The sequence below is a fragment of the Bacillus sp. FSL W8-1141 genome (assembly GCF_038593205.1).
In the GTDB taxonomy this organism is placed as follows: Bacteria; Bacillota; Bacilli; order Bacillales; family Bacillaceae; genus Bacillus; species Bacillus altitudinis.
This window is the reverse complement of the sequence record NZ_CP151973.1, coordinates 2441638-2468345: the sequence shown is the minus strand read 5'-3', so window position 1 is coordinate 2468345 and position 26708 is coordinate 2441638. Positions and strand designations below refer to the sequence as shown.

Below are 26708 nucleotides of genomic sequence, written 5' to 3'. Positions count from 1 at the left end.
CGAAAAGCTTTACAATGCTTTAGAAAGGGGTGAGATAGAATGGATGGTGGTATGGGTTCAATCATTATGATTGTTGTCATGTTTGCTGTGCTTTACTTCTTGTTAATCCGTCCACAGCAAAAGCAACAAAAAGCTGTGCGTCAGATGCAGCAATCTTTATCAAAAGGCGATAAAATCGTCACAATCGGTGGTTTACACGGTGAAATCGACTACATTGATGAATCAAAAGTGGTCATCAAAACAAGCGAAAACAACCGTTTAACTTTCGACCGACGTGCTATTAGAGAATTAGCTGACAAAGGTTAATCCTCCAATACATAGCGATAAAAAAAGAGCGATATCATTCGCTCTTTTTTTATTTGCCCCGAAGATTAACGCCAATCATTCCCCCTAGCATACAAATTCCCAAAAAGGCTGCATGATAGATGAATTGTTCTGGTGAAAAGGTTTCTCCAAACCCTAAATATTGAAATAAAAAAACAGTGAGTGAAAAGATAAAAGAGGTCATGGCGCCAATGAGCCAGCCCCGTTCCTTTGCTTTCCCTCCAGAAATCATTCCTCCTAGAAAAAGTGCCGCAAAGGACAAGATCATGATCATCCATTTAAACGATGATTCCTGCATACTTGTGAAGGTAAGCATCAGTGATACAAGTAAGCTTGTGACAATCATCACGACAAAAATAGCAATTAAGCCAGATAAAATGCCTTTTCCTATTTGTTTCGTTTCCTGCATGTGATTCGTCTCCTCTCCAATTGACCGAAGCTTGTCTTTTACTAAAATGTATTCACGGAGAAGAAAAAATAGACATGTTTCTCGTGATAAAAACCCAGGCTTTCTTTTCTACATAAATAAAGTGTTTTGACACAAGCTATGGTGGAGAAGGAGGGTTTACATCATATGCAGGACATCTTAATTATCTCCATGAGAACGATCATTTTATATTTTCTCATTTGGTTTATCTTTCGTTTAATGGGCAAAAGGGAGATTGGGGAACTGAGTATTTTAGATCTTGTTATTTTTATGATGATCGCTGAAATTGCGGTGCTCGCCATAGAAGAAGTAGAGGATCACATGTTACATACAGTATGGCCGATCCTGCTGTTAACCTTCATTCAAATCACCCTTGCCTATTTGTCATTAAAATTTCAAGGTGTCCGGCGTTTTCTCGACGGTAAGCCGGCCCTGCTCATCATCAACGGAAAAATAGACGAGGGTGCGATGAGAAAACAGCGATACAATTTTGATGATTTGCTGATTCAATTAAGAGAAAATAACATCGATAGTATCCAGGATGTCTCATATGCCATCTTAGAGCCTTCAGGAAAGCTCGCCGTTGTTGAAAAAGAAAACAAGCGCAAACATGCAGCGCTTGAGCTCCCGCTTATTGCAGACGGTGTGGTTCAGCATGATCATCTCAAGCAGATCAACCATGATGAACAGTGGCTGATAAAGGAGCTTGCCAAAAGAGGCTATCATGATATCGAGCAAATCTCTTACTGTAGCTTTAATCAGAAGAATTTTTATATTGATTTGAAAGATGAAATTATAAAGAAAAGATGAGCTACAGCAGCTTCCCAATAAACGGGATGCGGCGCAGCTCTTCTCGTTTCACTAGCCCAAGACAGATTAATAGAATGACATACAGCACGCACGTCAAAAAGATCATCATGACAAGCTCTAAAGGTGCGGAAAAGAGTCCGCTCGCTTGATGTTTCATCCATAAGCTGACTGCCCCAGTGCCGATGATCACAAGGACGCAAAGTCCATATTCTTTTAATGGTAAATGAATAGGCAGCACTTTACCGACAGTTGCCGCATGGAGCAACGTGACAAGAACGATGCCAATGAGGATCGCAAGCGCTGCGCCCATAATGCCAAAGCTTGGCTGTGAAGCAAGAACAAAGATCATGCCTGTTTTCACAACAGCTCCTATCAAACTGTTGGTCATCGCTGCCCCCGCTAAATTTAATGCTTGCAGGACGGCCTGCAGCGGCCCTTGAAAGTAATAGAGCAAAAAGAAGGGCGCCATGAATTTTACATAGACAGCGGCATGAGATGAACCATACATGAAGAGGGTTAAATTTTCTGCATACACGAAAAGGATAATACATGAAATGCCCCCGCTTAATAAACAAAGGCGCATCGCCTGCTTGAGCCGGTATTCGACCGTTTTGCGTTTGTTCTGTTCCATCCCTTCACTAATCGCTGGAACTAGTGCGGTGGAGAGAGAATACGTGATAAAACTAGGAAGTGTCAAAAGGGTGAGCGCAAGTCCCGTCAATTCTCCATACTGCCTTGTTGCTTCCACAGCTGCATAACCGGCAATCGCAAGGCTTTGCGCGACTACAATCGGTTCTAAAAACCAAGAGATATTGCCGATGAAACGGCTGCCTGTCGTTGGCAGGGCAATACTCATGAGCTGCTTAAACGTATCCTTCCCATCATGAATTGCCTTGAAAAAACGTTTTCGGATACGGATGGTCTTTTTATAACGAAAGGCAATCAGTAAGTAAGCAAGTGAAATCATTTCCCCGATGACAGATGAAATCATAGCGCCTGCTGCTGCGTATTCAATTCCATAAGGCAGGAACGCTGTTGTACATACTGCCACGAGTGAAATTCTTGCGACCTGTTCTAGTACTTGCGACATCGCAAGCGGGCTCATTTGTTGTCTTCCTTGGAAATAGCCCCTTAACACACTAGAGATCGCAATAATGGGTACGACGGGTGTAATGGCAAGCAGAGGATAGACCGTTCTAGGATCTGTCAGCATATTTTCCGCCATAATAGGGGCAAACCATAAAAAGAGCGGCGTGAAAATCAGGCTGAGTGTTCCTGTTATTGCAAGGGACATCACTAGAATGCGTTTTGTTTTCTGTTTGTCACCACGGGCTTCTGCTTCTGCGACTAGCTTACTAATAGCAACAGGAAGTCCGAATTGTGTCAGCGTCACGGCGAGAAAAAAGGTAGGCGCTGCCATCATATAAAGCCCTACGCCTTCTTCGCCAATGAACCTTGCAATCACAATTCGATTGACAAAACCCAATATTCTTGTAATAAAACCTGCTAAAATTAAAATAATCGTCCCTTTTAAAAACGTTTGCTTCGTCAAATCACAGATCACCTGCCTTCTCAAACGACATAGAATCATATACAATAAGATATGCGTGTATATCGTCCAAGCATGACAAGTCTCTCGATAAAAAACTGAAAAGGGGGAGCCTCACAATGACACAACATCCGGCTGCTATATACAAAGACCATCTAAAGCCTTTTCTGTTCAGTAAGCTTGAAGAATTCATCGTTTTGGGCTATAAAGATGTAGATTTAGAGGAATTATGGTCATACTTAGAGAATAAGAAGTGGAAGAAAAAACAAGAGTATCCGATTCATGAAATGGTTGCAGATATTTTATCTGTGAAAATTGGCGAATTTATGAACTATGCAACCGTTCAGTCGTTTAAAACGTCTGCTTTTTTGGACAGTGAAGATGGCAAGAATATGCTGGACGAACTGTTGAAATAAGCCATCTAAATGGATTCAGGTGTTTAAGGAGGAAATACATAATGAAAAAAGGGCGCATACTTGCGTTTTTCTTAGTGGTTCTGTTAATCGGAACTGGTGTGGGCTTATTAACGAAGCCCGTTGCGAAAGATATGACGCTAGGGCTGGACTTACAGGGTGGATTTGAGGTTCTGTATGATGTACACCCAGTGAAAAAAGAAGACAAGATCACAAATGGTGTTCTCGTCAGTACAGTAGAGGCTTTAAACCGAAGAGCCAACGTGCTTGGGGTCAGTGAGCCGAACATTTCGATTGAAGGAAACAACCGTATCCGCGTACAGCTTGCGGGTGTAAAAGATCAAAACAGAGCACGGGAGATTCTATCGACTGAAGCACAGCTTTCCTTCAGAGATACGAATGACAAAGAACTCCTAAACGGATCTGATCTTGTTGAAAATGGTGCAAAACAAACATTCAATCAAACGAATGAGCCGATCGTGACGGTCAAACTAAAGGATGCGAAAAAGTTTGGTGACGTGACAAAAAAAGTAGCAGCGATGGCACCAAACAATCAGCTTGTCATTTGGCTTGATTATCATAAGGGAGATTCCTTCAAAAAAGAAGTCTCTAAATCAAATCATAAGTATGTATCTGCGCCGAATGTAAACCAAGAAATTAACAGCAGTGACGTACAAATCGAAGGAAACTTTACGGTTCAAGAGGCAAAAGACCTTGCGAGCATTTTAAATGCCGGCGCATTGCCAGTAAAATTAACCGAAAAATATTCAACATCTGTGAGTGCACAGTTTGGTGAGCAAGCACTAAACGAAACAGTCTTCGCAGGAATTGTAGGAATAGCATTTATCTTCTTATTCATGCTGTTTTATTACCGATTACCAGGTCTTGTTGCTGTCATTACACTGTCAGCTTATATCTATATCACACTGCAAGTCTTTGACTGGATGGGGGCGGTCATGACACTGCCTGGAATCGCTGCATTGATTCTTGGGGTAGGGATGGCTGTCGATGCCAACATTATTACGTATGAGCGGATTAAAGAAGAGCTCAAGCTCGGTAAATCTGTCCGTTCTGCTTTCAGATCGGGTAACCGCAGATCGTTTGCCACGATCTTTGATGCAAACTTAACAAGTATTATTGCCGGCGGGGTTCTATTCTTCTTTGGAACAAGCTCTGTCAAAGGGTTTGCAACCATGCTTATCCTATCGATTTTGACAAGCTTTATCACGGCTGTCTTCCTATCAAGATTCCTTCTTGGCTTACTTGTAGAAAGCCGTTATCTCGATCGCAGAAAAGGCTGGTTTGGTGTTCGTCAGAAAGACATCATTGATATTCATGAAACAACTGAAAATACTGAACCGAAAACACCATTTGATAAATGGGATTTCGTCAGCAAACGTAAAGGCTTTATGATTTTCTCAGCAGCCATTACCATTGCTGGAATCATTGTGCTGTCAATCTTCAAGCTCAATGCAGGTATTGACTTTGCAAGCGGTACTAGAGTTGATATTCAAAGTGACCATAAACTGTCAACAGAACAGGTGGAGCAAGATTTTAAAAAGCTAGACCTTGAGACAGACAGTGTTGTGTTATCGGGGCAAAAAGAAAATCAAGCAGCAGCTCGATTTGTCGGTGTTCCGAATAAAGAAAAAATTGCTGAAGTGAAAGATTATTTCAAAGATAAATACGGAACGGAGCCTAACGTAAGTACAGTGTCTCCGACGGTCGGAAAAGAGCTTGCTCGTAACGCATTATACGCTGTCATCATTGCTTCGATCGGGATTATCTTATATGTATCCGTCCGATTTGAGTATAAAATGGCGATTGCAGCGATAATCTCTCTGCTTTACGATGCATTCTTTATCGTTGCCTTCTTTAGTATTACGCGCTTAGAGGTGGATGTCACCTTCATTGCAGCGATACTCACGGTCATTGGGTACTCAATCAATGACACGATTGTCACCTTCGACAGGGTGCGTGAGCAAATGAAGAAACGCAAACCGAAAACGATCGAAGATTTATCGTACATTGTGAATTTAAGTTTACAGCAAACCTTTACGCGTTCTGTGAACACTGTGCTTACCGTACTTGTAGTGGTGATTGCACTTCTCATTTTCGGTTCAGCATCTATTACAAACTTCTCCATCGCCTTACTTGTCGGCCTATTAACAGGGGTGTATTCATCCCTTTACATTGCGGCACAAATTTGGCTGATATGGAAAGGTCGTGAGCTGAAAAAGCCGGCTAAAATCGACACAGAACAAGATATTTAAACAAGAAAGACTGCCAGCATGGCAGTCTTTTTTTCATGCATCATACTTGTCATCGTCACAACAATAAGATGATATGTAAAAACATTTCGGGTTTCATTGATCTTGAAATGGTCTTTTGCTATAATGACATACGTTTAGATCAGTATAGAAAGCAAGTGTCCGTTTGGGGCATTTCGCTTTTATTCATTGGAGGGGCTGTTATGAAGGTTCGGGAAACTGAACTGCCAGGTATCGGTCACAAAGCCGAAATGATCACAAGAAATAATGAGAAGCTTGCCATTATCACACATGATGACGGCAGAAGAGAGATGTATCATTTTCAAGAAGATGATCACGAAGAATGTATTTCTGGTATCTTGCTTAGCGATGAAGAAGCAAGACAAATCTCGGCTATTTTAGGCGGCATGGTCTATAAACCAAAAGCGCTTGAGACAGTGGAGGTGGCCATTGATGAACTCATCATTGAATGGTTTAAGATTGAAAAGAACGCACCAGCTGTTAACCAGACGATCGGAGACCTGAGTGTGCGCCAAAACTATCAAGTGACAGTCATCGCCATTGTGAGAAAATCACATGAGAAAATTTTAAATCCAGGACCAGATACGGTGATTGAAGAAGGAGACACCCTTGTCATCTCTGGAGAAAGAAAAGAATTAAAGAGCCTCATTAAAGAAAAACTCAGCAGCTAAGCGCCCATGCTGATAGAAAACCTTCCGCCATGTTCTTTCTGTGTTTAAAAAGGACAAGAAAGAGGGAAGAATAAAAGAAAAAGCTTGGGGGATTTGTAGATGAATAAACAACAATGGACCATCATACTCGCATTTATTTTCGTATTAATTGTCTCAGTATTTGCTGTTATTAACGTGCGGCCTGTACAGGTAGACTACTTATTTGGAACGGCTGAATGGCCGCTGATCCTTGTCATTATCGGTTCTGTTCTGATGGGCGGACTCATTGTGGCTTTTGCGGGGATTTTCCAAATTGTGAAACTAAAACGTGAATTAAAAGCATTAAAAGCTGAACGTGCAGCCACTGTGACTGACCCTACTGCTTCTCCAAAAAAGGTAGACAAAGACGTTCAAAAGAAAACGAATGTCACACCTTTAAAAGAACAGCCAGCGTCTTTTGACCGGAAGGAAAAATAATCTTCCAGTACAATTTCATAAAATAAAAATTGAAACCCCTCAGTCCACTCTAGTATAATAGTGTGGTTGAGGGGTGAATTTATGTTATTATCCAAAATGCGTTGGGAATATGAACATCCTAGCGAAGAAAAAGTGAAATCACTCTCTGAAAATCTGAATATTTCAGCGCTGACTGCATCACTTCTTGTACAAAGAGGACTCGAAGAAGTAGAAGAAGCGAGGTCTTTTTTATTTGATCAAAAAGCCGAATTTCATGATCCATTCTTATTAAAAGGAATGAAAGAAGCAGTAGAGCGCATCAACAAAGCGATCGAAGAGCAGGAATCGATTGTGATCTTCGGAGATTATGATGCAGATGGTGTGACAAGTACTTCTGTACTTTTACATACACTTAAAGAACGATCTGCGAAGGTAGACTTTTATATTCCAGATCGATTTAAAGAAGGATATGGGCCAAACGAACAGGCTTTCCGATATATCAAAGAGCAAGGAGCATCGCTTGTCATCACCGTGGATACAGGGATCGCTGCTGTAAATGAAGCACGTATTGCAAAAGAAATAGGATTAGACCTGATCATCACAGATCACCATGAACCAAGCGAGGAACTGCCTGAGGCACTTGCGATTGTACATCCTAAGCAGCCAGGGTGTGAGTATCCGTTTAAAGAGCTGGCGGGTGTCGGTGTGGCGTTTAAAGTGGCACATGCACTCCTCGGTAAACTCCCAGTAGAATTATTAGATCTTGCTGCAATCGGTACAATTGCGGATCTTGTCCCGCTGCATGATGAAAATAGATGGATTGCCAAAAAAGGTCTGATGCAGCTTCGTCAATCTAGACGGCCTGGATTAAAAGCTTTATTAAAAGAAGCAGGCGCCACTCTTGAAGAAGCAAATGAGGAAACGGTCGGCTTTCAAATTGCGCCAAGGCTGAATGCTGTTGGACGAATTGAGCAGGCAGATCCGGCTGTTCATCTTCTCATGACTGAGGATATGGATGAAGCAGAAGAACTCGCTCGTTTTGTACAAGAATTGAACAAAGAACGGCAGAAAATTGTGAGTACGATCACGGAAGAAGCCATTCAAATGGTCGAAGAGACAGGTGCTGACCAGTCTGCTATCGTCGTAGCAAAAGCTGGCTGGAATCCAGGCGTTGTCGGCATTGTTGCCTCAAAATTGACGGATACATTTTCTCGTCCGGCGATTGTGCTTGGAATAGATGAAGAAACGCAGATGGCGAAAGGGTCAGCCCGAAGTATTCCTGGCTTTGATTTATTTTTCCATTTGAGCAAGTGCCGTGACATCCTGCCGCATTTCGGTGGACACCCGATGGCAGCAGGAATGACACTTCAAGCGGATGATGTTCCTTTACTTAGGGAAAGATTGAATCAATATGCAAATGAAACGTTGACTGAAGAAGATTTTATTCCAATTCAACGGGTCGATGCAGTATGTAAAGTGGACGAAATGACGGTGCAAGCCATTGAAGAAGTGGGACTGCTGTCCCCGTTTGGCATGCAGAATCCTAAGCCGTTCATTATGATTGAAGACGCCCAGCTTGAAGACATCCGAACGATCGGGGCAAATCAAAATCACATTAAAATGTCACTAAAAGACGAAGACAAGCTGCTCGACTGTGTCGGTTTTCACCAAGGCAAACTAAAAGAAGAACTTGTCCCAGGGAGTCAAATTTCTGTCGTTGGCGAGGTCTCGATTAATGAATGGAATAACCGAAAGAAACCTCAGCTCATGCTAAAAGACGCTAGAGTCGATGAATGGCAGCTGTTTGATTTACGCGGGAAAAAAGATTGGGAAAAGAAAGTATCAACACTTGATCCAGCAAAAACAATGGTCTTCTGTTTTGACGAAGAAACAAAAAAGCAATCGGAGCTGGTGGATATTCCGATTCACCTTATTGATGCAGAAAATGTATCCACGTTTGATGTGCAGGAAAAGTATGTGATCTTTGCCGATGTTCCTGCCGATGAACACTTGCTCAAGCTGCTTTTAGAAAATCAACAACCAGCAAGAATTTATACGGTGTTTCAGCGGAAAGAAGATCACTTTATGTCCTCATTCCCGAGCCGTGATCAATTCAAATGGTTTTATGGGTTCTTGTTCAAACGGGGAAGTTTTCCTATTAAAGAACAAGGCATGGAGCTTGCCAAACATAGAGGTTGGACAAAAGATACAATCATTTTTATGACAAAGGTGTTTTTTGAACTCGGTTTTGTTAAAATAGAGAATGGTGTGCTGTCAATAGTGCGTGATGCCCCTAAAAAAGATTTAACCGCATCATCGTCTTATACAGCAAAACAACGATTGATGGAACTCGATCAAACACTAACATATTCCTCAGCCAAAGAGCTGAAGGAATGGCTGAATAGCATGATGAGCGAAGTCTCACCTGTGCTTTGACGTACGAGGAGGAAAAGGAAAAGATGGATTTAAAACAATATGTGACAGTTGTACCTGACTACCCAAAGGAAGGTGTACAATTTAAAGATATTACAACGTTAATGGATAAAGGCGAAGTGTACCGTTATGCAACGGATCAAATCGTTGAATACGCGAAGGAAAGAGATATTGATCTCATTGTTGGACCTGAAGCGCGTGGATTCATTATTGGCTGCCCTGTAGCATACGCACTTGGTGTAGGTTTTGCCCCAGTTCGTAAAGAAGGAAAGCTTCCTCGTGAAGTCATCAAAGTCGATTACGGTTTGGAATACGGTAAAGATGTATTAACGATTCATAAAGATGCAATTCGTCCTGGTCAGCGTGTACTGATCACAGATGATTTGCTTGCGACAGGTGGAACGATTGAAGCATCCATCAAGCTGGTTGAGGAATTAGGCGGCGTTGTGGCAGGGATTGCATTTTTAATTGAGCTGACGTATCTTGATGGCAGAAAGAAGCTTGACGGTTACGACATCTTGACGTTAATGCAATACTAATGGAGTTTTACGAAAAAAGCACTCAGTAAGAAGGGTGCTTTTTTCCTATCAAAAATCTTTTAGCGGACTTCTTCTCTTTACATCTATCGAATTTTTCTTGATAATAAACTACAATACAGTTTTCATTTAAAAAGGTGATTCCATGGCGAACGAACAAGTTTTAACGGCGCAGCAGGTCATTGATAAGGCAAGAGAATACCTGTCCGCTGAACATATTCAATTTATAGAGCGTGCATACGAATATGCTGAAAATGCTCACAAGGAGCAATACCGGAAATCCGGTGAGCCCTATATTATCCATCCTATTCAAGTGGCGGGAATTCTTGTTGATCTTGAAATGGATCCTTCGACCATTGCTGGCGGCTTCTTGCATGATGTTGTCGAAGACACGGATGTGACATTAGAAGATTTAAAAGAGCATTTTAACGAAGAAGTAGCCATGCTTGTTGATGGTGTGACAAAGCTCGGAAAGATTAAATATAAATCACAAGAAGAACAACAGGCTGAAAACCATCGTAAAATGTTTGTTGCAATGGCGCAGGATATTCGCGTCATCTTAATTAAGCTGGCAGACCGTCTTCACAATATGAGAACACTCAAACACCTTCCGCAGGAAAAGCAGCGAAGAATTTCAAATGAAACCCTTGAAATCTTTGCACCGCTTGCGCACAGATTAGGGATTTCAAAGATTAAGTGGGAGCTTGAAGATACAGCCCTCCGCTATTTAAATCCGCAACAATACTACCGGATTGTGAATCTCATGAAGCGCAAACGAGCGGAACGTGAGGAATACTTGGACGAGGTTGTCAATGAAGTAAAAGACCGCGTGTCTGAGGTGAACATTAAGGCTGAATTCTCCGGCAGACCGAAACATATTTATAGTATTTATCGAAAAATGGTCATGCAAAATAAGCAATTTAATGAAATATATGATTTGCTGGCTGTACGTATTTTGGTTGACAGCATTAAAGACTGCTATGCGGTACTTGGTATTATCCATACATGCTGGAAGCCGATGCCAGGCAGATTTAAGGATTATATTGCGATGCCAAAGCCGAACATGTATCAGTCTCTTCATACAACGGTGATTGGTCCAAAAGGGGACCCGCTTGAAGTTCAGATTCGTACAGTGGAAATGCACGAAATTGCGGAATACGGAATTGCGGCACACTGGGCGTATAAAGAAGGCAAAGAGTCAGCAGAATCGACGGAAGAAGCCGTTTTCCAGAAGAAGCTGTCTTGGTTTAGAGAAATCCTTGAATTCCAAAATGAATCCACAGATGCGGAAGAATTTATGGAATCGTTAAAAATCGATCTCTTCTCTGATATGGTGTTTGTATTTACACCAAAAGGTGACGTCATCGAGCTGCCGTCTGGTTCCGTACCAATTGATTTCTCATACCGGATTCATTCGGAAATTGGGAATAAAACAATCGGAGCCAAAGTCAACGGTAAAATGGTCACACTTGATCATAAGCTAAAAACAGGTGACATTATTGAAATTCTGACTTCTAAGCATAGCTATGGACCGAGCCAGGATTGGGTCAAACTTGCCCAAACCTCCCAAGCGAAGCACAAGATCAGACAGTTTTTCAAGAAACAGCGCCGTGAAGAAAATGTCGAAAAAGGCCGAGAACTTGTGGAGAAAGAAATCAAAAACCTTGAGTTCGATGTCAAAGACATTTTGACCACTGAAAATCTGCAAAAAGTGGCCGATAAATTTAATTTCTCAAATGAAGAGGACATGTATGCAGCTGTCGGTTATAACGGAATTACGGCACTCCAAGTGGCGAATCGTTTAACGGAAAAAGAAAGAAAACAAAGAGATCAGGAAGAACAAGAGAAAACCGTTCAAGAAGTGTCTGTAGAGTCAAAACCATATCACGGGAAAAAACGAGAAGCTGGCGTGCGAGTGAAAGGCATTGATAACTTGCTTGTCCGTTTATCTAAGTGTTGTAATCCTGTTCCTGGTGATAGCATTGTTGGCTTTATTACAAAAGGCCGTGGCGTATCTGTTCACCGTGATGACTGTCCGAACGTGAAGACAGGAGAAGCGCAGGAACGGTTAATCCCGGTTGAGTGGGAGCATGAACAGCCTGCTCGAAACCGTAAAGAATACAATGTGGAAATCGAAATATTAGGATATGACAGACGCGGCTTACTTAATGAGGTGCTTCAAGCAGTCAACGAAACCAAAACGAACATCTCATCGGTTTCTGGTAAGTCTGATCGTAACAAAGTGGCGACGATCCATATGGCGATCTTTATCCAAAATATTAACCATTTGCACAAAGTGGTAGAACGCATTAAACAAATCAAAGACATTTACTCTGTTCGCCGATTCATGAATTAGAAAGGAAGTATATCGTCTATGAGGCTTGTTGTTCAGCGTGTGACGAGTGCATCTGTGAAAGTAGAAGAAGAGATCACAGGTGCCATCAATGAAGGCTATATGGTGCTCGTTGGGGTTACACATGAAGACACAGAAGAAGATGTGCATTACTTAGCTGAAAAGCTCGCACACTTGCGTATTTTTGAAGATGAAAACGGGAAAATGAATCATTCTTTGTTAGATGTAAAAGGAAGTGTACTGTCTGTATCTCAATTTACTCTTTATGGTGATACGAGAAAAGGCAGACGGCCGAACTTTATGAAAGCTGCCAAACCGGATGTGGCGAATTCACTTTACGAATGCTTCAATGAAACGCTTAGAGAAAAAGGCATCCATGTTGAAACTGGACGTTTTGGGGCGATGATGGACGTCTCATTGACCAATTCGGGGCCTGTCACCATGTTGATGGACAGCAAAGAATAGAAAGACATTAGACTGTAGATAAACTCTTGCTGAGAGTTTGTTTAGAGTCTTTTTCTTTTGCGATCAAACAAAAAAGAGGCGCAGCGGCCTCTTTTTTCTATCGGAAATATTGTTTTAATCCTTCTGTCATTCCTTCTGTCACTCGTTCTTGGTAAGAGGCGCTATAAATGATCGCTTCTTCTTGAGGATTGCTTAAATAGCCGAGTTCATATAAAAGGGAAGGGCGCTTGTTTTCTCTTAAAACAAAATAATCTCCAAATTTGACTCCTTTATCAGGGATCTGTGATCGTTTTGCGACTTCCGTATGAACGCTTGTCGCCAGACGTTGATCTTTGGATGCTTGATAATAATATGCGGTGCTCCCTCTGATACTTTGGTCCATAAAACTATCATAATGAAGACTAATAAATGCATCTGCATTTCGGTAATGTGAAGTGGCAACCCTCGATTGAAGGCTGATGAATGTATCATCACTTCTTGTTAAATAGACATTTGCTCCAGAAGCTCTTAACTTACCCGCCAGCAAATGAGCGGTTTTGATCGTGATATTCTTTTCAAATGCACCGTCTGCGCCGATCGTGCCGCTGTCTTTTCCGCCATGCCCAGGATCAAGAACAATTGTTTTGCCTTTTAAAGATCCAGTGCCAGACGATGAATCCTGCTGAGGTCTTGGTGCTTCGCTGCTATTTTTCTTTGTTTGAACGACCCAGCTCGCCACGTAGCCTGTTCCGCCGTTTGATAATGTCACCTCGTACCAGTCACCTTGCGTACGAACAATTTGATAAGCAGCTCCTTTTGTTGCTCTTTCTGCAATTCCAGCAGAGGTAGAAGCGCTTTTTCTAATATTCGTTCCATCATAAACGATGTACGCTTTCTGATGAGATGACGAAGAGGATGAATTCTTTTCAGGTGCTGCACTTGTTCCTTGGTTTGAGACAATATAATAACTTGCAACCCAGCCTTTAACGCCTTTTGCTTCGATTTCATACCAGCCATTTTGCTCCCGTAAAATGGTGACTTGAGTGTTGCGGGAAAGTGAAGCGGCCACTTGTGCGTTTGGTGCCGCCGATTTTCGAACATTCAAGCTTGATACGCCAACTGTGCCGGACTGTTTAGAACGAGCGGGCTCAGCTGAACTGGATGAAGAAGCGTTTTGTCCGCCAGAAATATAATCAGAGTGGACCCAGCCTTCCGCTTGTTTGTACGATATTTTTGTCCATTCGCCGCTTGTGTCCAGCTTTTTAGCGGAAGCGCCCTGCGGGAAAGTGCCAATGACTTGATAGGAAGTCCCTGGGCCTGTCCGAATGCGAAGGTCAGAGGCTGTTGACGTAATTGAACTGCTTCCTTGCGTACTTTGACCTTGCGTCTTTTGCTTAGCAGGCTTTTGTGCATCAGATGACTTGGTAATCAGCCATGAGACGACCCAGCCTTTTTGTCCGTTCGATAGACCGATCTGTACCCATTCTCCTTGTTCAGTGAGAATCGGGTAGCTTTCTCCTCGTTTCACAACTGCTGCGATCCCGTAGCTTAAACCAGGTCCGGTTCGCACATTGATTTCATCTGTTGCAACGACAGCTTGATCTGTTTGAGCCGTCGCATGTGTCATTGGCCAAGTGCTGGCAATGAGGACAAAACAGGTGAGCAGCAACATCATGTGATGGTGTGTTTTCAGATTCAAAACGGTGTTTTCCCCTCCCTTGTAAAACCGATGAATGTTAATTCGTTATGTAATGGATGAATTCCTTGCAGTTTCCCTAATAAAATTGAATCAATCTGTTTATACTAAATAAAAATGTGATAAAAGGATGTACAAACATGAGATTAAGCAGAAAATTAGGACGAGTGCAATATAATGGACATCGTGATATCGACCGCTGGCAGCACGACGAAATGGATCAACCAGGCTTCCTTGAAGAAACAGCATCTGAATACGGATGCACATCAAAAGAAGAGCTGGAAAAGAAAAAGAGACACGGCAAGGGTTGACAGAGTGGCAGCACCGACCTTATTATAATATAAATCAACACACTTGAAAATTTAAAATGTGGAACTGATGATAGAGAATAGTAGGGTAAATTGCGTGAGCAGAGAGGAATCGCCTAAGGCTGAAAGCGAATCCGCATGGCATTTATCACGAAAGAACACTCTGTAGGTTTCCTGCTGAACACTCAAAAAATGAGTCATTAGGCGGAGAACGTGAATCTGCGTTAAGGATTTGAGCGGGAACATGGCTAGATCATGTTCCAACTAGGGTGGCACCACGGGTATAACTCTCGTCCCTACTATACACATAGTAGAGGCGGGGGTTTTTTATATGTCCACATAAAAAATGAATGATGGTCGTAGGAGGACGAAAAATGAGTTTTAATATTCCAAGAGGCACACAGGATATTTTACCGGGAGAATCAGAACGCTGGCAGTATGTTGAACAAATTGCGAGAGATACATGTGCAGCCTTTCAATACAAAGAAATCCGCACACCGATTTTTGAGCATACGGAACTGTTTGCACGAGGAGTAGGCGAGTCAACAGATATCGTTCAAAAAGAGATGTACACATTTGAAGACAAAAAAGGACGTAGCATCACACTTCGCCCAGAAGGAACAGCTTCAACTGTCCGTTCTTATGTTGAAAATAAACTGTTTGCACAGCCTGCACAGCCTACAAAGCTGTACTACATTGGACCAATGTTCCGCTATGAGCGTCCACAAACGGGAAGATATCGTCAATTTTATCAATTCGGAATTGAAGCGATCGGTTCAAAAGATCCTGCCATTGATGCAGAGGTCATTTCATTAGCGATGAGTGTGTATGAGAAAGCAGGTCTTTCCAACTTAAAACTCGTTATTAACAGCCTTGGTGACAAAGAAAGCCGTGCAGATTACCGTCAAGCACTTGTCGAGCATTTTGAACCAAGAATTGATGAATTCTGTCACGACTGCCAAATTCGTTTACATCAAAATCCATTGCGTATTCTTGATTGTAAAAAGGACCGCGATCACGAACTGATGGCAACGGCACCATCCATTCAAGATTACTTAAATGAAGAATCACGGACTTATTTTGAAAAAGTAAAACAATACTTAACCGATCTAGGCATTGAATATGTCGTCGATCCGAACTTAGTGCGCGGTCTTGATTATTACAATCACACTGCCTTTGAGATCATGAGTAATGCAGAAGGCTTTGGCGCGATCACAACATTAGCCGGCGGCGGCCGTTATGATGGACTTGTTGAAGGAATTGGCGGTCCTGAATCACCAGGTATCGGCTTTGCGATGAGTATTGAACGTTTCCTATCAGCGATTGATGCAGAGAAGATCGAGCTTCCTGTTCAAGACGGCATTGATTTATATATTGCGGCATTAGGAGATCAAGCAAAAGATTATGCTGTTGGCTTATTGAATCGCCTAAGAAAAGAAGGCATTTCAAGTGAAATGGACTATACAGGGAAAAAGCTAAAAGCACAATTTAAAGCGGCAGACCGCTTGAAAGCCAAGTTTATTGCAGTTCTTGGTGAAGATGAGCTAGCGCAGCAAATTGTAAACGTAAAAGATACGACAACGGGTGAACAAATTGAAGTGAAGCTTGATGAGCTGATTCAAATGATGAAAGCCCACCAGAAAGCGTAAAGAAGGAGTGGAATGTTTGTGTTTGGTAGAACTTTTTATTGTGGAGAAGTAACAGAAGACCAAATCGGTCAAACCGTTGTATTAAAAGGATGGGTACAAAAACGTCGTGACCTTGGCGGATTAATCTTTATTGACCTGCGTGATCGTACAGGCATTGTGCAAGTTGTCTTTCATCCAGACCAATCAAAAGAGGCTCTTGAGACAGCAGAATCGATTCGGAATGAATATGTCCTTGATATTAAAGGGACAGTGGTCGCAAGAGAAGAAGCTACGATCAACCCAAATTTAAAAACAGGCAAAATTGAAATTCAAGTCGACACAGTCACTGTTTTAAATGAAGCCAAGACGCCTCCATTTGTGATTTCTGATCAAGCAGATGAGGTATCAGAAGATGTGCGCTTAAAATACCGCTACCTAGATCTTCGCCGTCCTGCGATGTTTGAAACGATGAAAATGCGACATGAAGTCACAAAAGCATTCCGCCATTTCTTAGATGATCACGGCTTTCTAGACATTGAAACACCAATTTTAACAAAAAGTACGCCAGAAGGTGCGCGTGACTATCTTGTGCCAAGCCGTGTACACGAAGGAGAATTCTATGCGCTGCCGCAGTCTCCGCAATTATTTAAGCAATTGCTCATGGTGTCTGGGATGGACCGCTACTATCAAATCGCTCGTTGCTTTAGAGATGAAGACTTGCGTGCTGACCGTCAGCCGGAATTTACACAAGTCGATATTGAAATGTCCTTTATGAGCCAAGAAGACATCATGACGCTTGCTGAAGAGATGATGGCAAAGGTGATGAAAGATGTCAAAGGCGTTGACCTGACATTGCCATTACCTCGTATGACGTACGATGAAGCGATGAATTCCTATGGTTCTGACAAGCCAGATACCCGATTTGACATGAAGCTTGTCAACATTTCAGACACGGTAAAAGACTCAGATTTCAAAGTCTTCAGCGGTGCTGTAAACAATGGCGGAGCTGTCAAAGCCATTAATGTCAAAGGGGCTGCAGCAAACTACTCAAGAAAAGACATCGATGCACTTGGTGCATTTGCAGCGAACTATGGTGCAAAAGGTCTTGCTTGGCTAAAAGCTGAAGGGACAGAGTTAAAAGGACCAATCGCTAAATTCTTTGATGAGTCAAAACAAGCAGAATTAAAAGAACAGCTTCAAGTTGAAGAGGGAGACCTTTTACTTTTTGTCGCTGACAAAACGTCTGTTGTCCATGATGCGCTTGGCGCACTTCGTTTGAAACTTGGCAAAGAGCTTAAACTCATCGATGAGTCTGTCTTCAATTTCTTATGGGTAGTCGACTGGCCGCTGCTTGAAAAAGATGAAGAAGAAGGCCGCTTCTATGCTGCTCATCATCCTTTCACAATGCCAGTTCGTGATGATCTTGAATTAATTGAAACAAGTCCAGAAGATATGAAAGCTCAAGCGTATGATCTTGTGCTGAACGGCTATGAGCTTGGCGGAGGTTCTATTCGTATTTTTGAAAAGGACATTCAAGAGAAAATGTTTGGTTTACTTGGCTTTTCTAAAGAAGAAGCGTACGATCAGTTCGGCTTCCTTCTTGATGCATTTGAGCATGGTGTGCCTCCGCACGGCGGAATTGCGCTTGGACTTGACCGCCTAGTGATGCTGCTTGCCGGCCGATCTAACCTAAGAGATACCATTGCGTTCCCGAAAACGGCAAGTGCAAGCTGTGTTCTCACAGATGCTCCTGGCACTGTAAGCGCAGCGCAGCTAGATGAACTGAGTTTGGCTATTAAAACAAAAGTAAAACAGTAAAATAGGCGCATGTTTATAGGCATGTAAACGCTTGAAAAAGGGACATGCCTATGATATGCTTTCATCAACCAATAAATAAAGTCCTGATACGTACGGTGGTTACCTAGTTTTGACCGAACATTTTTTTCTACGGGAGCTTGCCTTTCCTTTCTGCATAAATGCCTCTTCTGAGGACTTATAAAGTGAGGAAGAAAGCACCCACCTGCATGGTGCGGGGTTCAAAACGAAGGAAAAGCTGGCGGCGTGATCGGGACTTTTTTGTGTTTTTTTCTATTTGAGAAGGATGACGGAGAACGCTGAATATGATATGATTCTTTCGATTCATTTTAAATAAAGGTGGAGTGAGGCACTTGTTACATCAGTTTTCAAGAAACGAGCTTGCCATTGGCAAGGAAGGCTTAAATATATTAAAAAACAGTACAGTTGCAGTGCTTGGAGTAGGCGGCGTAGGTTCTTTTGCAGTAGAAGCTCTTGCTCGTTCAGGTGTTGGCCGTATTGTTCTTGTTGATAAAGATGATATTGATATTACAAATGTAAATAGGCAGCTGCCAGCTTTGCTATCAACGGTTGGTCAGCCTAAAGTTGACTTAATGCAGGCAAGAATTGCTGACATCAACCCAGAATGTGAAGTTGTTGCGCTCAAAATGTTCTATACAGAAGAAACATATGAACAATTCTTTGAGTATCCACTTGATTATGTCATTGATGCATCAGATACAATTCATTATAAAATTCATTTAATGAAAGAGTGCCTGAAACGCGATGTGAACATTATTTCGAGTATGGGTGCTGCAAATAAAACAGATCCGACACGCTTTAAAATTGATGACATCTCGAAAACACATACAGACCCAATTGCGAAAGTCGTCAGAACACGCCTGCGGAAGGAAGGCATTCGTAAGGGAATTGAAGTTATTTTCTCTGATGAAAGTCCGATTGTCATTCGTGAAGATGTGAGAAAAGAAGTTGGAAATGATGAAGCGAAAATTCGTAAGGCACAAATGCCGCCATCATCCAATGCATTTGTTCCATCTGTGGCTGGACTGATTATGGGTGGTCATGTCATTATGAAACTGTTAAAAGACATTCCGATTACACGTGTGAAAGATAAATAAACAGCCCGCCTGCTTAGAGCAGGGGGCTGTTTTTATTTTTGCCGTCTTAAATTTTCATACACTTGCTTTAGTGCACCTTCAAATTTTCCAGTTTGCTTTGGTTCATAATATTGTTTGTTTTTCAGCGGGTCAGGTAAATATTGCTGCTTCACCCAGCCATTTTCATAATCGTGCGGATATAAGTAATCGGCGCCCCTTCCAAGTGCTGCTGCTCCTTTATAGTGGGCATCTTTTAAATGAACGGGAACTTCACCAATTTTCCCCGTGCGAATATCATGCAGTGCCGCATCAATCGCTTGGTAAGCGGAGTTTGACTTTGGAGAAAGACACAGTTCAATCACGGCATTAGCGAGTGGAATTCGTGCTTCTGGAAAACCAACTCTCTCAGCTGTTTGAACAGCGCTTAACACACGTGGCCCTGCCTGCGGACTGGCTAGGCCAATATCTTCATAAGCCATCACAAGTAATCGTCTCGAAATGCTTTCAAGGTCTCCCGCTTCAATGAGTCTTGCAAGGTAATGCAGCGCAGCATCTGCATCAGATCCTCTAATGGATTTTTGAAAAGCCGAGAGGACATCATAATGGGCATCACCGTTTTTATCATGCGAGAAGCTCTTTTTTTGTAAACATTCTTCTGCTGCAGCTAGAGTGATCGTGATCTGTCCAGATTCATCCGCTTTTGTCGATAAGACGGCTAGTTCAAGCGCATTTAAAGCGGAACGCACATCTCCTCCGCATCCATTTGCAAAATGATTCATTGCCTCCTCATCAACTTTGACCGAATAACCGCCAAGCCCGCGATGTTCATCCTGTAAAGCTCGAGATAATGCAGCTTTAATTTGCTCTGTTTCCAGCGGCTTCAGCTCAAATATTTGTGTCCGGCTGCGGATGGCTGGGTTAATCGCATGATACGGATTAGCTGTTGTCGCGCCAATTAAAATGATCATGCCATTTTCTAAATACGGAAGAAGGAAATCCTGCTTCCCTTTATCGAGTCTGTGGACTTCGTCTAAAATCAGGATGACCTGACCACTCATTTTCGCTTCAGCGGCGACAGCTTCCATATCTTTTTTGTTATGAATCACCGCATTCAATGTACGGAAGGCAATGCTTGTACTGCCAGCAATTGCAGTTGCAATGGATGTTTTGCCGATTCCCGGCGGTCCGTATAAAATCATCGAGGACAAATGTTTTGCCTCGACCATTCGTCTAATAATTTGACCTTCCCCAACGAGATGCTCCTGCCCAATAATGTCTCCAATATGACTTGGGCGCATCCGATACGCTAAAGGTTTCATGATTATCTCTCCTAAAGCAATGTCTTGTTTGTATAGAGTACCGAAATTTCTTCAAATAGAAAAGGGATGCGTCCTCGTTTTGAGCTCAGAACCCGCAAATGAAAGTTGGCTAAAAGTATGATATAATTGCTTTTGGTCTATATAAGCGTATATGAAATCAGAAAAATAATTGATGACATAGAAATAGAAAACGCAGAGGTGTTTAACTTGAAAATTTCTACTAAAGGCAGATATGGTCTGACGATCATGATCGAATTAGCCAAAAAACATGGCGAAGGCCCTACATCATTAAAATCAATCGCTCAAAACAATGATTTGTCTGAGCATTATTTAGAGCAGCTTGTATCACCACTTCGCAATGCACGTCTTGTGAAAAGTATCCGCGGAGCGTATGGCGGCTATGTGCTTGCCCATGAGCCAAACGAGATTACAGCCGGTGATATTATTCGTGTATTAGAAGGACCTATTAGTCCTGTTGAAGTGATTGAAAACGAAGAACCAGCAAAGCGTGCACTTTGGATTCGTATTCGTGATGCAGTAAAAGACGTACTGGACAATACAACTCTTGAAGACTTGGCAAGCTATAAAGATGACGAGGATCAAGAGGCGTATATGTTCTATATTTAGATCAGAGGTGTACCGTAAATGGAACGTATCTATTTAGATCATGCAGCCACAACGCCTATGGATCAACGGATTGTGGACAAGATGATGCCTTACTTTACAGAGATATTTGGCAATCCCTCTAGTATTCATTCATATGGGCGCGAGGCAAGAAAGTGGCTCGATGAAGCAAGGGAAGTCATTGCAGGAGAATTACACTGTAAGCAGCAGGAGATCATCCTCACAAGCGGGGGAACAGAGGCAGACAACTTGGCCATTACAGGTGTGGCAATGGCAAGGCAGCATGAAGGAAAACATATCATCACAACAAAAACTGAGCATCATGCAGTGCTGCATACATGCGAACGCTTAGAGAATCTTGGTTTTGATGTGACGTATTTAGATGTGGATCACACTGGATTGATTCATCTTGATCAATTAAAACAAGCACTAAGAGACGATACAATTCTTGTGACTATCATGTACGGCAATAATGAAACGGGTGTGATTCAGCCAATTAAAGAAATTGGTCAACTTTTACACGAACACACTGCTTATTTTCATACAGACGCAGTACAGGCATTTGGGACAATATCAATTGATGTCACAGAACTTCATATCGACCTCTTATCTGCGTCCGGTCATAAACTAAATGGCCCGATGGGAACAGGCTTTTTATACGTGAATGAGCGTGTAAAACTTTCACCGCAGCTATTCGGAGGAGAACAAGAGAGAAAACGCCGTGCTGGTACTGAAAATGTGGCGGGAATCATTGGACTTGCAGAAGCAGTTCAATTAACAAAGCAAAATAGAAGAGAAAAAGCAGTGCATTATGGTAAGCTCAAAGAAGCGATGCTGCAAGTATTCGAAGAGGAATCACTCAATTTCTCTATCAATGGACATCCGAAAGAGACATTGCCGCATATTTTAAATGTCCACTTCCCGGGCGTTTCTATTGAATCGTTACTTGTGAACTTAGATATGGAAGGGATTGCTGTTTCGAGCGGGTCAGCATGTACGGCTGGATCTGTCCTTCCTTCGCACGTATTAAGCGCCATGTATGGTGAAGAAGCAAAAGAGCTGACATCCTCAGTCAGAATAAGCTTCGGTCTTGGAAATGAAGAGGAACATGTGAAGCAGGCGGCGCATAAGATAGCGGCTGTCGTGAAACGCCTAGCCAAATAAATGGCTCCCCTTTTGTTCGTGTGTGAAAAATGAAACAGCTAGGCACCTGAAGAACGAAACGCGCACGTTGTTTCATTGAAATTGGAGTTGATGAAGATGACAAAAAGACCTGAAGACACAAGAGTTGTGGTCGGTATGTCTGGAGGCGTCGATTCATCAGTTGCTGCGCTCATGCTAAAGGAGCAAGGCTATGATGTGATCGGCATATTTATGAAAAACTGGGATGACACAGATGAAAATGGTGTATGTACAGCAACGGAGGACTATGAGGATGTCATTCGTGTTTGTAACCAGATTGGAATCCCATATTATGCAGTGAATTTCGAGAAACAGTATTGGGACAAAGTGTTTCAATATTTTCTTGATGAATATAAAGCAGGCAGAACGCCGAATCCAGATGTCATGTGTAATAAAGAAATTAAGTTCAAAGCATTTCTTGAGCATGCATTGTCGCTTGGAGCGGATTATTTGGCAACAGGGCACTATGCCCGTGTCGACAGAACCGGCGATGAAGTGAAAATGCTAAGAGGTCTTGATACAAACAAAGACCAAACTTATTTCTTGAATCAGCTGACTCAAGAACAACTTGATAAAGTATTGTTCCCAATCGGCGATTTAGAGAAAAAAAGAGTGCGTGAATTAGCGAAAGAAGCAGAGCTCGCAACAGCAACGAAAAAAGATTCTACGGGCATCTGCTTTATTGGGGAAAGAAACTTTAAAACGTTCCTTAGCCAATATTTGCCTGCACAGCCCGGTGTGATGCAGACAATGGACGGAGAAGTAAAAGGTGAACATGATGGACTCATGTATTACACGATCGGTCAACGCCAAGGACTTGGCATTGGCGGAAGCGGTGATCCGTGGTTCGTTGTTGGGAAGGACTTAGAGAAAAATATCTTATTTGTTGAACAAGGCTTCCACAATCCGCTTTTATACTCTGAAAGTATTTCAGCTGTTAACATCAGCTGGACGCGTCCTCATATTGTCGGCGAAAACGGTGAACTCACATGCACAGCGAAATTCCGATACCGTCAAGAAGACCATCATGTAAAAGTCAAAATGACAGGTGAGCAGGAAGCAATGGTGATCTTTGATGAACCCGTTCGTGCTGTCACTCCAGGACAAGCTGTTGTTTTTTATGATGGCGAAGAATGTCTTGGCGGCGGGACCATTGACGATGTCTTTAAAGATGGCCAAAAGCTGTCGTATGTGTAACATGTGTTAAAAACCTCAACGTCGCTGTTGAGGTTTTTTAATGAAAGGATGAAGAGAGCGAATGAATCATAACGAAATCGGTATTGAAGCTTTAAATCAAGGGAACATCGAACAGGCAGCTGAAGCTTTTACGAAAGCCATTGAAGAAAGCCCAAAGGACCCGGTTCCATATATTAACTTTGCGAATTTACTTTCAAGTGTTCATGAATTTGAACGTGCTTTGAACTTCTTTCAAAAAGCCATTGAACTTGATCATACAGCAGCTGCAGCCTATTACGGAGCAGGAAATGTTTACACGATGAAAGAAGACTTTATGAAAGCGAAAGACTATTTTGAGCAAGCGCTACAAGCTGGAATGGAAAACAGTGATTTGTTTTATATGTTAGGGCAGACACTGATGAAATTAGAGCAGCCAAAGCTTGCGATGCCTTATCTTCAGCGTGCAGTTGAGCTAAACGAAGAAGATAACGAAGCAAGATTTCAATTTGGCATGTGCTTAGCGAATGAACATCTGCTGGAGGAAGCGGTCGCAGTCTTTACTGAAGTGATTACGCGAGATCCGCAGCATGCAGACGCTTTTTATAATGCGGGCGTTGCGTATGCGTATTTAGAGAAAAAGGACGAAGCGCTTGAAATGCTAGGAAAAGCCATTGACGTGCAGCCTGATCATATGCTTGCATTGCATGCGCAAAAGCTGATTCAAGAGGCAGAATAACCGGAAGGAGGGAAGACCTGTGCAGGAACATCCAGATCAAATGAAGCTTGAAGATGAACCGTTTTTAAAAGGGACGGTTCAAGCCGTTATTTTCCATAACGAAGGTAATTTATACTCGGTGTTAAAAGTAAAAGTCATTGAAACATCAGAGAATTTAGAGGAAAAGACAGCATCTGTCACAGGGTACTTCCCAGCGCTTCATGAGGAGGAAACCTACACCTTCTATGGCAAGGTCACAAGTCATCCGAAGTTTGGCGAGCAGTTTCAAGCCACTCATTTTCAAAAGGAAGTCCCTACAACAAAGCAAGGCATCATTCATTATCTCTCTAGTGACTTGTTTGAAGGGATTGGGAAAAAGACGGCGGAAGAAATCGTCGGCAAGCTTGGCAATCAGACGCTTCATCAAATTATGCGTGATCCGTCTGTGTTGTATGATGTCCCTCGCCTGTCAAAAAAGAAGGCCGATAAGCTGGCTGCCGCACTTCAAGAGCATCAAGGGCTTGAGCAAATCATGATCAGCCTGAATCAATATGGTTTTGGTCCTCAGCTTAGCATGAAGATTTACCAAGTTTACGAGAGTGAAACGTTGCAGAAAATTGAAGAAAACCCTTATCAGCTCGTCAAAGACGTCGAGGGGATTGGCTTTATTAAAGCAGATGAACTCGGCGCTAGAACAGGGATATCTGGAAATGATCCAGACCGCATTCGTGCAGCCCTTTTGTATACCGTTGAGACAGCAAGCCTGCAGGACGGTCATACGTACATACAAACGAAAGATCTGATCGTCGAAACCCGTAAACTGCTGAATCAAACCGGCAATGACTACAAAGTGACTGAAATGGACGTTGCCAATCAGATCATTGCACTTGGTGAAGGGAAAGAAATGATTATTGAAGATGAGCGCTGTTATCATCCGTCGCTCTTTTATGCGGAGCAAAGTGTGGCAAAACGCATTCAAAAAATTGTCGCTCAAACGGAATATGCAGATCAATTTCCTGAATCAGAATTTCTGCTTGCACTCGGTGAACTGGAGGAACGGCTTGGTGTCCAGTATGCACCAACCCAAAAAGAAGCCATTCAAAAGGCACTCATGTCTCCAATGCTGCTTTTAACAGGCGGACCGGGTACAGGGAAAACGACGGTCATTAAAGGGATTGTCGAGCTTTACAGCGATCTTCACGGCGTATCTCTTGACCCGGGTGATTATAAAAAAGATGAAGCATTTCCGTTCGTGCTTGCCGCACCAACTGGACGTGCTGCGAAACGAATGACAGAATCCACTGGACTTCCTGCTGTGACCATTCACCGGTTGCTAGGCTGGAATGGATCAGAAGGCTTCTCACATGATGAAGACCAGCCGATTGAAGGGAAGCTTGTCATCATTGATGAATCGAGTATGCTGGATATTTGGCTGGCGAACCATTTGTTTAAGGCGATCCCAGATCATATTCAAGTCATTATGGTTGGAGACGAACATCAACTTCCATCTGTCGGACCTGGTCAAGTGTTAAGAGACCTGCTTGCGTCACAAGCTATACCGGCAGTGACACTAACTGATATTTACCGGCAGGCAGACGGTTCAACAATTGTTGAGCTTGCGCATGATATGAAAAATGGTGTATTGCCAAAGGATATTACTGCGCGCTCGAAGGATCGATCCTTTATTCAATGCTCTAGTGACCAAATGAAAGAAGTCATCGAGAAAGTGGTCAGCAATGCTGCTCAAAAGGGTTATTCAGCAAAGGACATTCAAGTGCTTGCCCCGATGTATAAAGGAAAAGCAGGCATTAATGAACTGAATAAAATGCTCCAGCAAATTTTGAATCCTAAAAAGCCAAAAGGAAGAGAGATTCCATTTGGTGATGTCGTCTACCGGACAGGCGATAAGGTACTTCAGCTTGTCAATCAGCCCGAGAATAACATTTTTAATGGAGATATTGGCGAAATTGTCTCGATCTTTTATGCGAAAGAAAACACGGAAAAAGAAGATATGGCGGTCATCTCCTTTGATGGAAACGAAATCACGTTTACGAAAAAAGATTTTCATCAATTTACACACGCTTATTGTTGCTCGATTCATAAATCTCAGGGCAGTGAATTCCCAATCGTGGTGCTGCCAGTCGTGAGAAGTTATTATCGAATGCTTCGAAGAAATTTGCTTTACACGGCCATTACACGAAGTAAAAAGTTTTTAATTTTGTGCGGCGAGGAATCAGCATTAGAGTGGGGCGTGAAAAATAATGAAGACTCCCTCAGACAAACGTCTTTAACCATGCGTCTTACTGAAACGGAAAAAATCATGGACGCTGAGCTAGCAGCCCTCCAAAAAGAACTTCCTTTCAGTGTACACGATGCCAATATTGGCATGGAGGGAATCACTCCGTTTGATTTTATGCAAGAGTAAATGGCTTCCTTCATGGAAGCCATTTCTTCGTATGAGT

The 26708-nt window shown here is 42.5% G+C and carries 23 protein-coding genes, 1 other RNA gene and 1 other annotated feature; of the genes, 20 read left to right on the top strand and 4 right to left on the bottom strand.

The annotated features are described in order from the left end of the window. The first annotated feature begins 39 nt into the window (after positions 1 to 39). Positions 40 to 306: a preprotein translocase subunit YajC gene (yajC, locus tag NSQ52_RS12605; RefSeq protein WP_003216659.1), complete on the top strand. Its 267-nt coding sequence runs from the start codon at positions 40 to 42 to the stop codon at positions 304 to 306. 49 nt (positions 307 to 355) lie between these two features. On the opposite strand, the gene NSQ52_RS12600 is transcribed toward yajC, so the two are convergent. Next, entirely contained in the window at positions 356 to 733 is a 378-nt protein-coding gene (locus NSQ52_RS12600) for a TIGR04086 family membrane protein (RefSeq protein ID WP_007501492.1), read from the bottom strand. Between the two features lie 165 nt (positions 734 to 898). Between NSQ52_RS12600 and NSQ52_RS12595 the strand changes: the two genes are divergently transcribed. Further along, positions 899 to 1561, top strand: a complete 663-nt coding sequence (locus NSQ52_RS12595; protein WP_024718383.1) for a DUF421 domain-containing protein — start codon at positions 899 to 901, stop codon at positions 1559 to 1561. A gap of 1 nt (position 1562) precedes the next feature. On the opposite strand, the gene spoVB is transcribed toward NSQ52_RS12595, so the two are convergent. After that, positions 1563 to 3113 carry a stage V sporulation protein B gene (spoVB, locus tag NSQ52_RS12590; RefSeq protein ID WP_342473388.1) on the bottom strand — a complete coding sequence of 517 codons (1551 nt, stop codon included), beginning with the start codon at positions 3111 to 3113 and terminating at the stop codon, positions 1563 to 1565. Between the two features lie 116 nt (positions 3114 to 3229). Here spoVB and NSQ52_RS12585 point away from each other — a divergent pair, with 116 nt between their 5' ends. The 8 genes from NSQ52_RS12585 to dtd all read left to right on the top strand — a co-directional run bounded on the left by NSQ52_RS12585 (position 3230) and on the right by dtd (position 12707). Beyond that, the gene (locus tag NSQ52_RS12585; protein ID WP_003216788.1) at positions 3230 to 3526 is read left to right on the top strand and encodes a post-transcriptional regulator; all 297 of its coding nucleotides are present in this window, start codon (positions 3230 to 3232) and stop codon (positions 3524 to 3526) included. Between the two features lie 41 nt (positions 3527 to 3567). Then, positions 3568 to 5796, top strand: a complete 2229-nt coding sequence (secDF, locus tag NSQ52_RS12580; protein ID WP_048001809.1) for a protein translocase subunit SecDF — start codon at positions 3568 to 3570, stop codon at positions 5794 to 5796. A 200-nt stretch (positions 5797 to 5996) separates the two neighbouring features. Further along, positions 5997 to 6485 carry a cation:proton antiporter regulatory subunit gene (locus NSQ52_RS12575; protein ID WP_008342734.1) on the top strand — a complete coding sequence of 163 codons (489 nt, stop codon included), beginning with the start codon at positions 5997 to 5999 and terminating at the stop codon, positions 6483 to 6485. Between the two features lie 99 nt (positions 6486 to 6584). After that, a complete protein-coding gene (locus tag NSQ52_RS12570; RefSeq protein WP_173408155.1) occupies positions 6585 to 6941 on the top strand; it encodes a lipopolysaccharide assembly protein LapA domain-containing protein in 357 nt (118 codons plus the stop codon). Positions 6942 to 7022: 81 nt separating this feature from the next. Then, positions 7023 to 9356, top strand: a complete 2334-nt coding sequence (recJ, locus tag NSQ52_RS12565; protein WP_035390967.1) for a single-stranded-DNA-specific exonuclease RecJ — start codon at positions 7023 to 7025, stop codon at positions 9354 to 9356. Between the two features lie 23 nt (positions 9357 to 9379). Next, positions 9380 to 9892, top strand: coding sequence for an adenine phosphoribosyltransferase (locus NSQ52_RS12560; protein ID WP_008342729.1), 513 nt, complete (start codon positions 9380 to 9382; stop codon positions 9890 to 9892). Positions 9893 to 10034: 142 nt separating this feature from the next. Further along, positions 10035 to 12245 (top strand): bifunctional (p)ppGpp synthetase/guanosine-3',5'-bis(diphosphate) 3'-pyrophosphohydrolase, encoded by a 2211-nt coding sequence (locus NSQ52_RS12555; protein ID WP_017358115.1) that lies wholly within the window; start codon positions 10035 to 10037, stop codon positions 12243 to 12245. Positions 12246 to 12263: 18 nt separating this feature from the next. Next, the gene (gene dtd, locus NSQ52_RS12550; protein WP_008342725.1) at positions 12264 to 12707 is read left to right on the top strand and encodes a D-aminoacyl-tRNA deacylase; all 444 of its coding nucleotides are present in this window, start codon (positions 12264 to 12266) and stop codon (positions 12705 to 12707) included. A gap of 97 nt (positions 12708 to 12804) precedes the next feature. Here the strand turns inward: dtd and NSQ52_RS12545 are convergent, their stop codons facing one another. Next, entirely contained in the window at positions 12805 to 14385 is a 1581-nt protein-coding gene (locus NSQ52_RS12545) for an SH3 domain-containing protein (RefSeq protein WP_041506805.1), read from the bottom strand. Between the two features lie 137 nt (positions 14386 to 14522). Between NSQ52_RS12545 and NSQ52_RS12540 the strand changes: the two genes are divergently transcribed. The 5 genes from NSQ52_RS12540 to NSQ52_RS12520 all read left to right on the top strand — a co-directional run bounded on the left by NSQ52_RS12540 (position 14523) and on the right by NSQ52_RS12520 (position 19251). Then, complete coding sequence (locus NSQ52_RS12540; RefSeq protein ID WP_003216250.1) at positions 14523 to 14693, top strand: YrzK family protein; 171 nt, start codon at positions 14523 to 14525, stop codon at positions 14691 to 14693. Positions 14694 to 14751: 58 nt separating this feature from the next. Beyond that, positions 14752 to 14991 (top strand) — a binding site (T-box leader). 73 nt (positions 14992 to 15064) lie between these two features. Beyond that, positions 15065 to 16339: a histidine--tRNA ligase gene (hisS, locus tag NSQ52_RS12535; protein WP_008342721.1), complete on the top strand. Its 1275-nt coding sequence runs from the start codon at positions 15065 to 15067 to the stop codon at positions 16337 to 16339. Positions 16340 to 16357: 18 nt separating this feature from the next. After that, on the top strand, positions 16358 to 18136 hold the full coding sequence (gene aspS / locus NSQ52_RS12530) for an aspartate--tRNA ligase (protein ID WP_026050119.1): 1779 nt from the start codon (positions 16358 to 16360) through the stop codon (positions 18134 to 18136). Between the two features lie 77 nt (positions 18137 to 18213). After that, positions 18214 to 18394, top strand: a non-coding RNA gene (gene ssrS, locus NSQ52_RS12525) — 6S RNA. 92 nt (positions 18395 to 18486) lie between these two features. Further along, positions 18487 to 19251 carry a tRNA threonylcarbamoyladenosine dehydratase gene (locus tag NSQ52_RS12520; protein ID WP_008342718.1) on the top strand — a complete coding sequence of 255 codons (765 nt, stop codon included), beginning with the start codon at positions 18487 to 18489 and terminating at the stop codon, positions 19249 to 19251. 32 nt (positions 19252 to 19283) lie between these two features. On the opposite strand, the gene NSQ52_RS12515 is transcribed toward NSQ52_RS12520, so the two are convergent. Then, a complete protein-coding gene (locus tag NSQ52_RS12515; protein WP_008342715.1) occupies positions 19284 to 20549 on the bottom strand; it encodes a replication-associated recombination protein A in 1266 nt (421 codons plus the stop codon). Between the two features lie 207 nt (positions 20550 to 20756). Here NSQ52_RS12515 and NSQ52_RS12510 point away from each other — a divergent pair, with 207 nt between their 5' ends. From NSQ52_RS12510 to NSQ52_RS12490, 5 genes are all read left to right on the top strand, one after another. Continuing rightward, positions 20757 to 21176 carry an Rrf2 family transcriptional regulator gene (locus NSQ52_RS12510; RefSeq protein ID WP_008342713.1) on the top strand — a complete coding sequence of 140 codons (420 nt, stop codon included), beginning with the start codon at positions 20757 to 20759 and terminating at the stop codon, positions 21174 to 21176. A gap of 18 nt (positions 21177 to 21194) precedes the next feature. Then, positions 21195 to 22337 carry a cysteine desulfurase family protein gene (locus NSQ52_RS12505; protein WP_041506813.1) on the top strand — a complete coding sequence of 381 codons (1143 nt, stop codon included), beginning with the start codon at positions 21195 to 21197 and terminating at the stop codon, positions 22335 to 22337. Between the two features lie 96 nt (positions 22338 to 22433). Next, positions 22434 to 23552: a tRNA 2-thiouridine(34) synthase MnmA gene (gene mnmA, locus NSQ52_RS12500; protein WP_008342709.1), complete on the top strand. Its 1119-nt coding sequence runs from the start codon at positions 22434 to 22436 to the stop codon at positions 23550 to 23552. A gap of 61 nt (positions 23553 to 23613) precedes the next feature. Then, positions 23614 to 24267, top strand: a complete 654-nt coding sequence (locus tag NSQ52_RS12495; protein WP_008342707.1) for a tetratricopeptide repeat protein — start codon at positions 23614 to 23616, stop codon at positions 24265 to 24267. A 19-nt stretch (positions 24268 to 24286) separates the two neighbouring features. After that, positions 24287 to 26671 (top strand): ATP-dependent RecD-like DNA helicase, encoded by a 2385-nt coding sequence (locus NSQ52_RS12490; protein ID WP_342467464.1) that lies wholly within the window; start codon positions 24287 to 24289, stop codon positions 26669 to 26671. Positions 26672 to 26708: the final 37 nt, after the last annotated feature.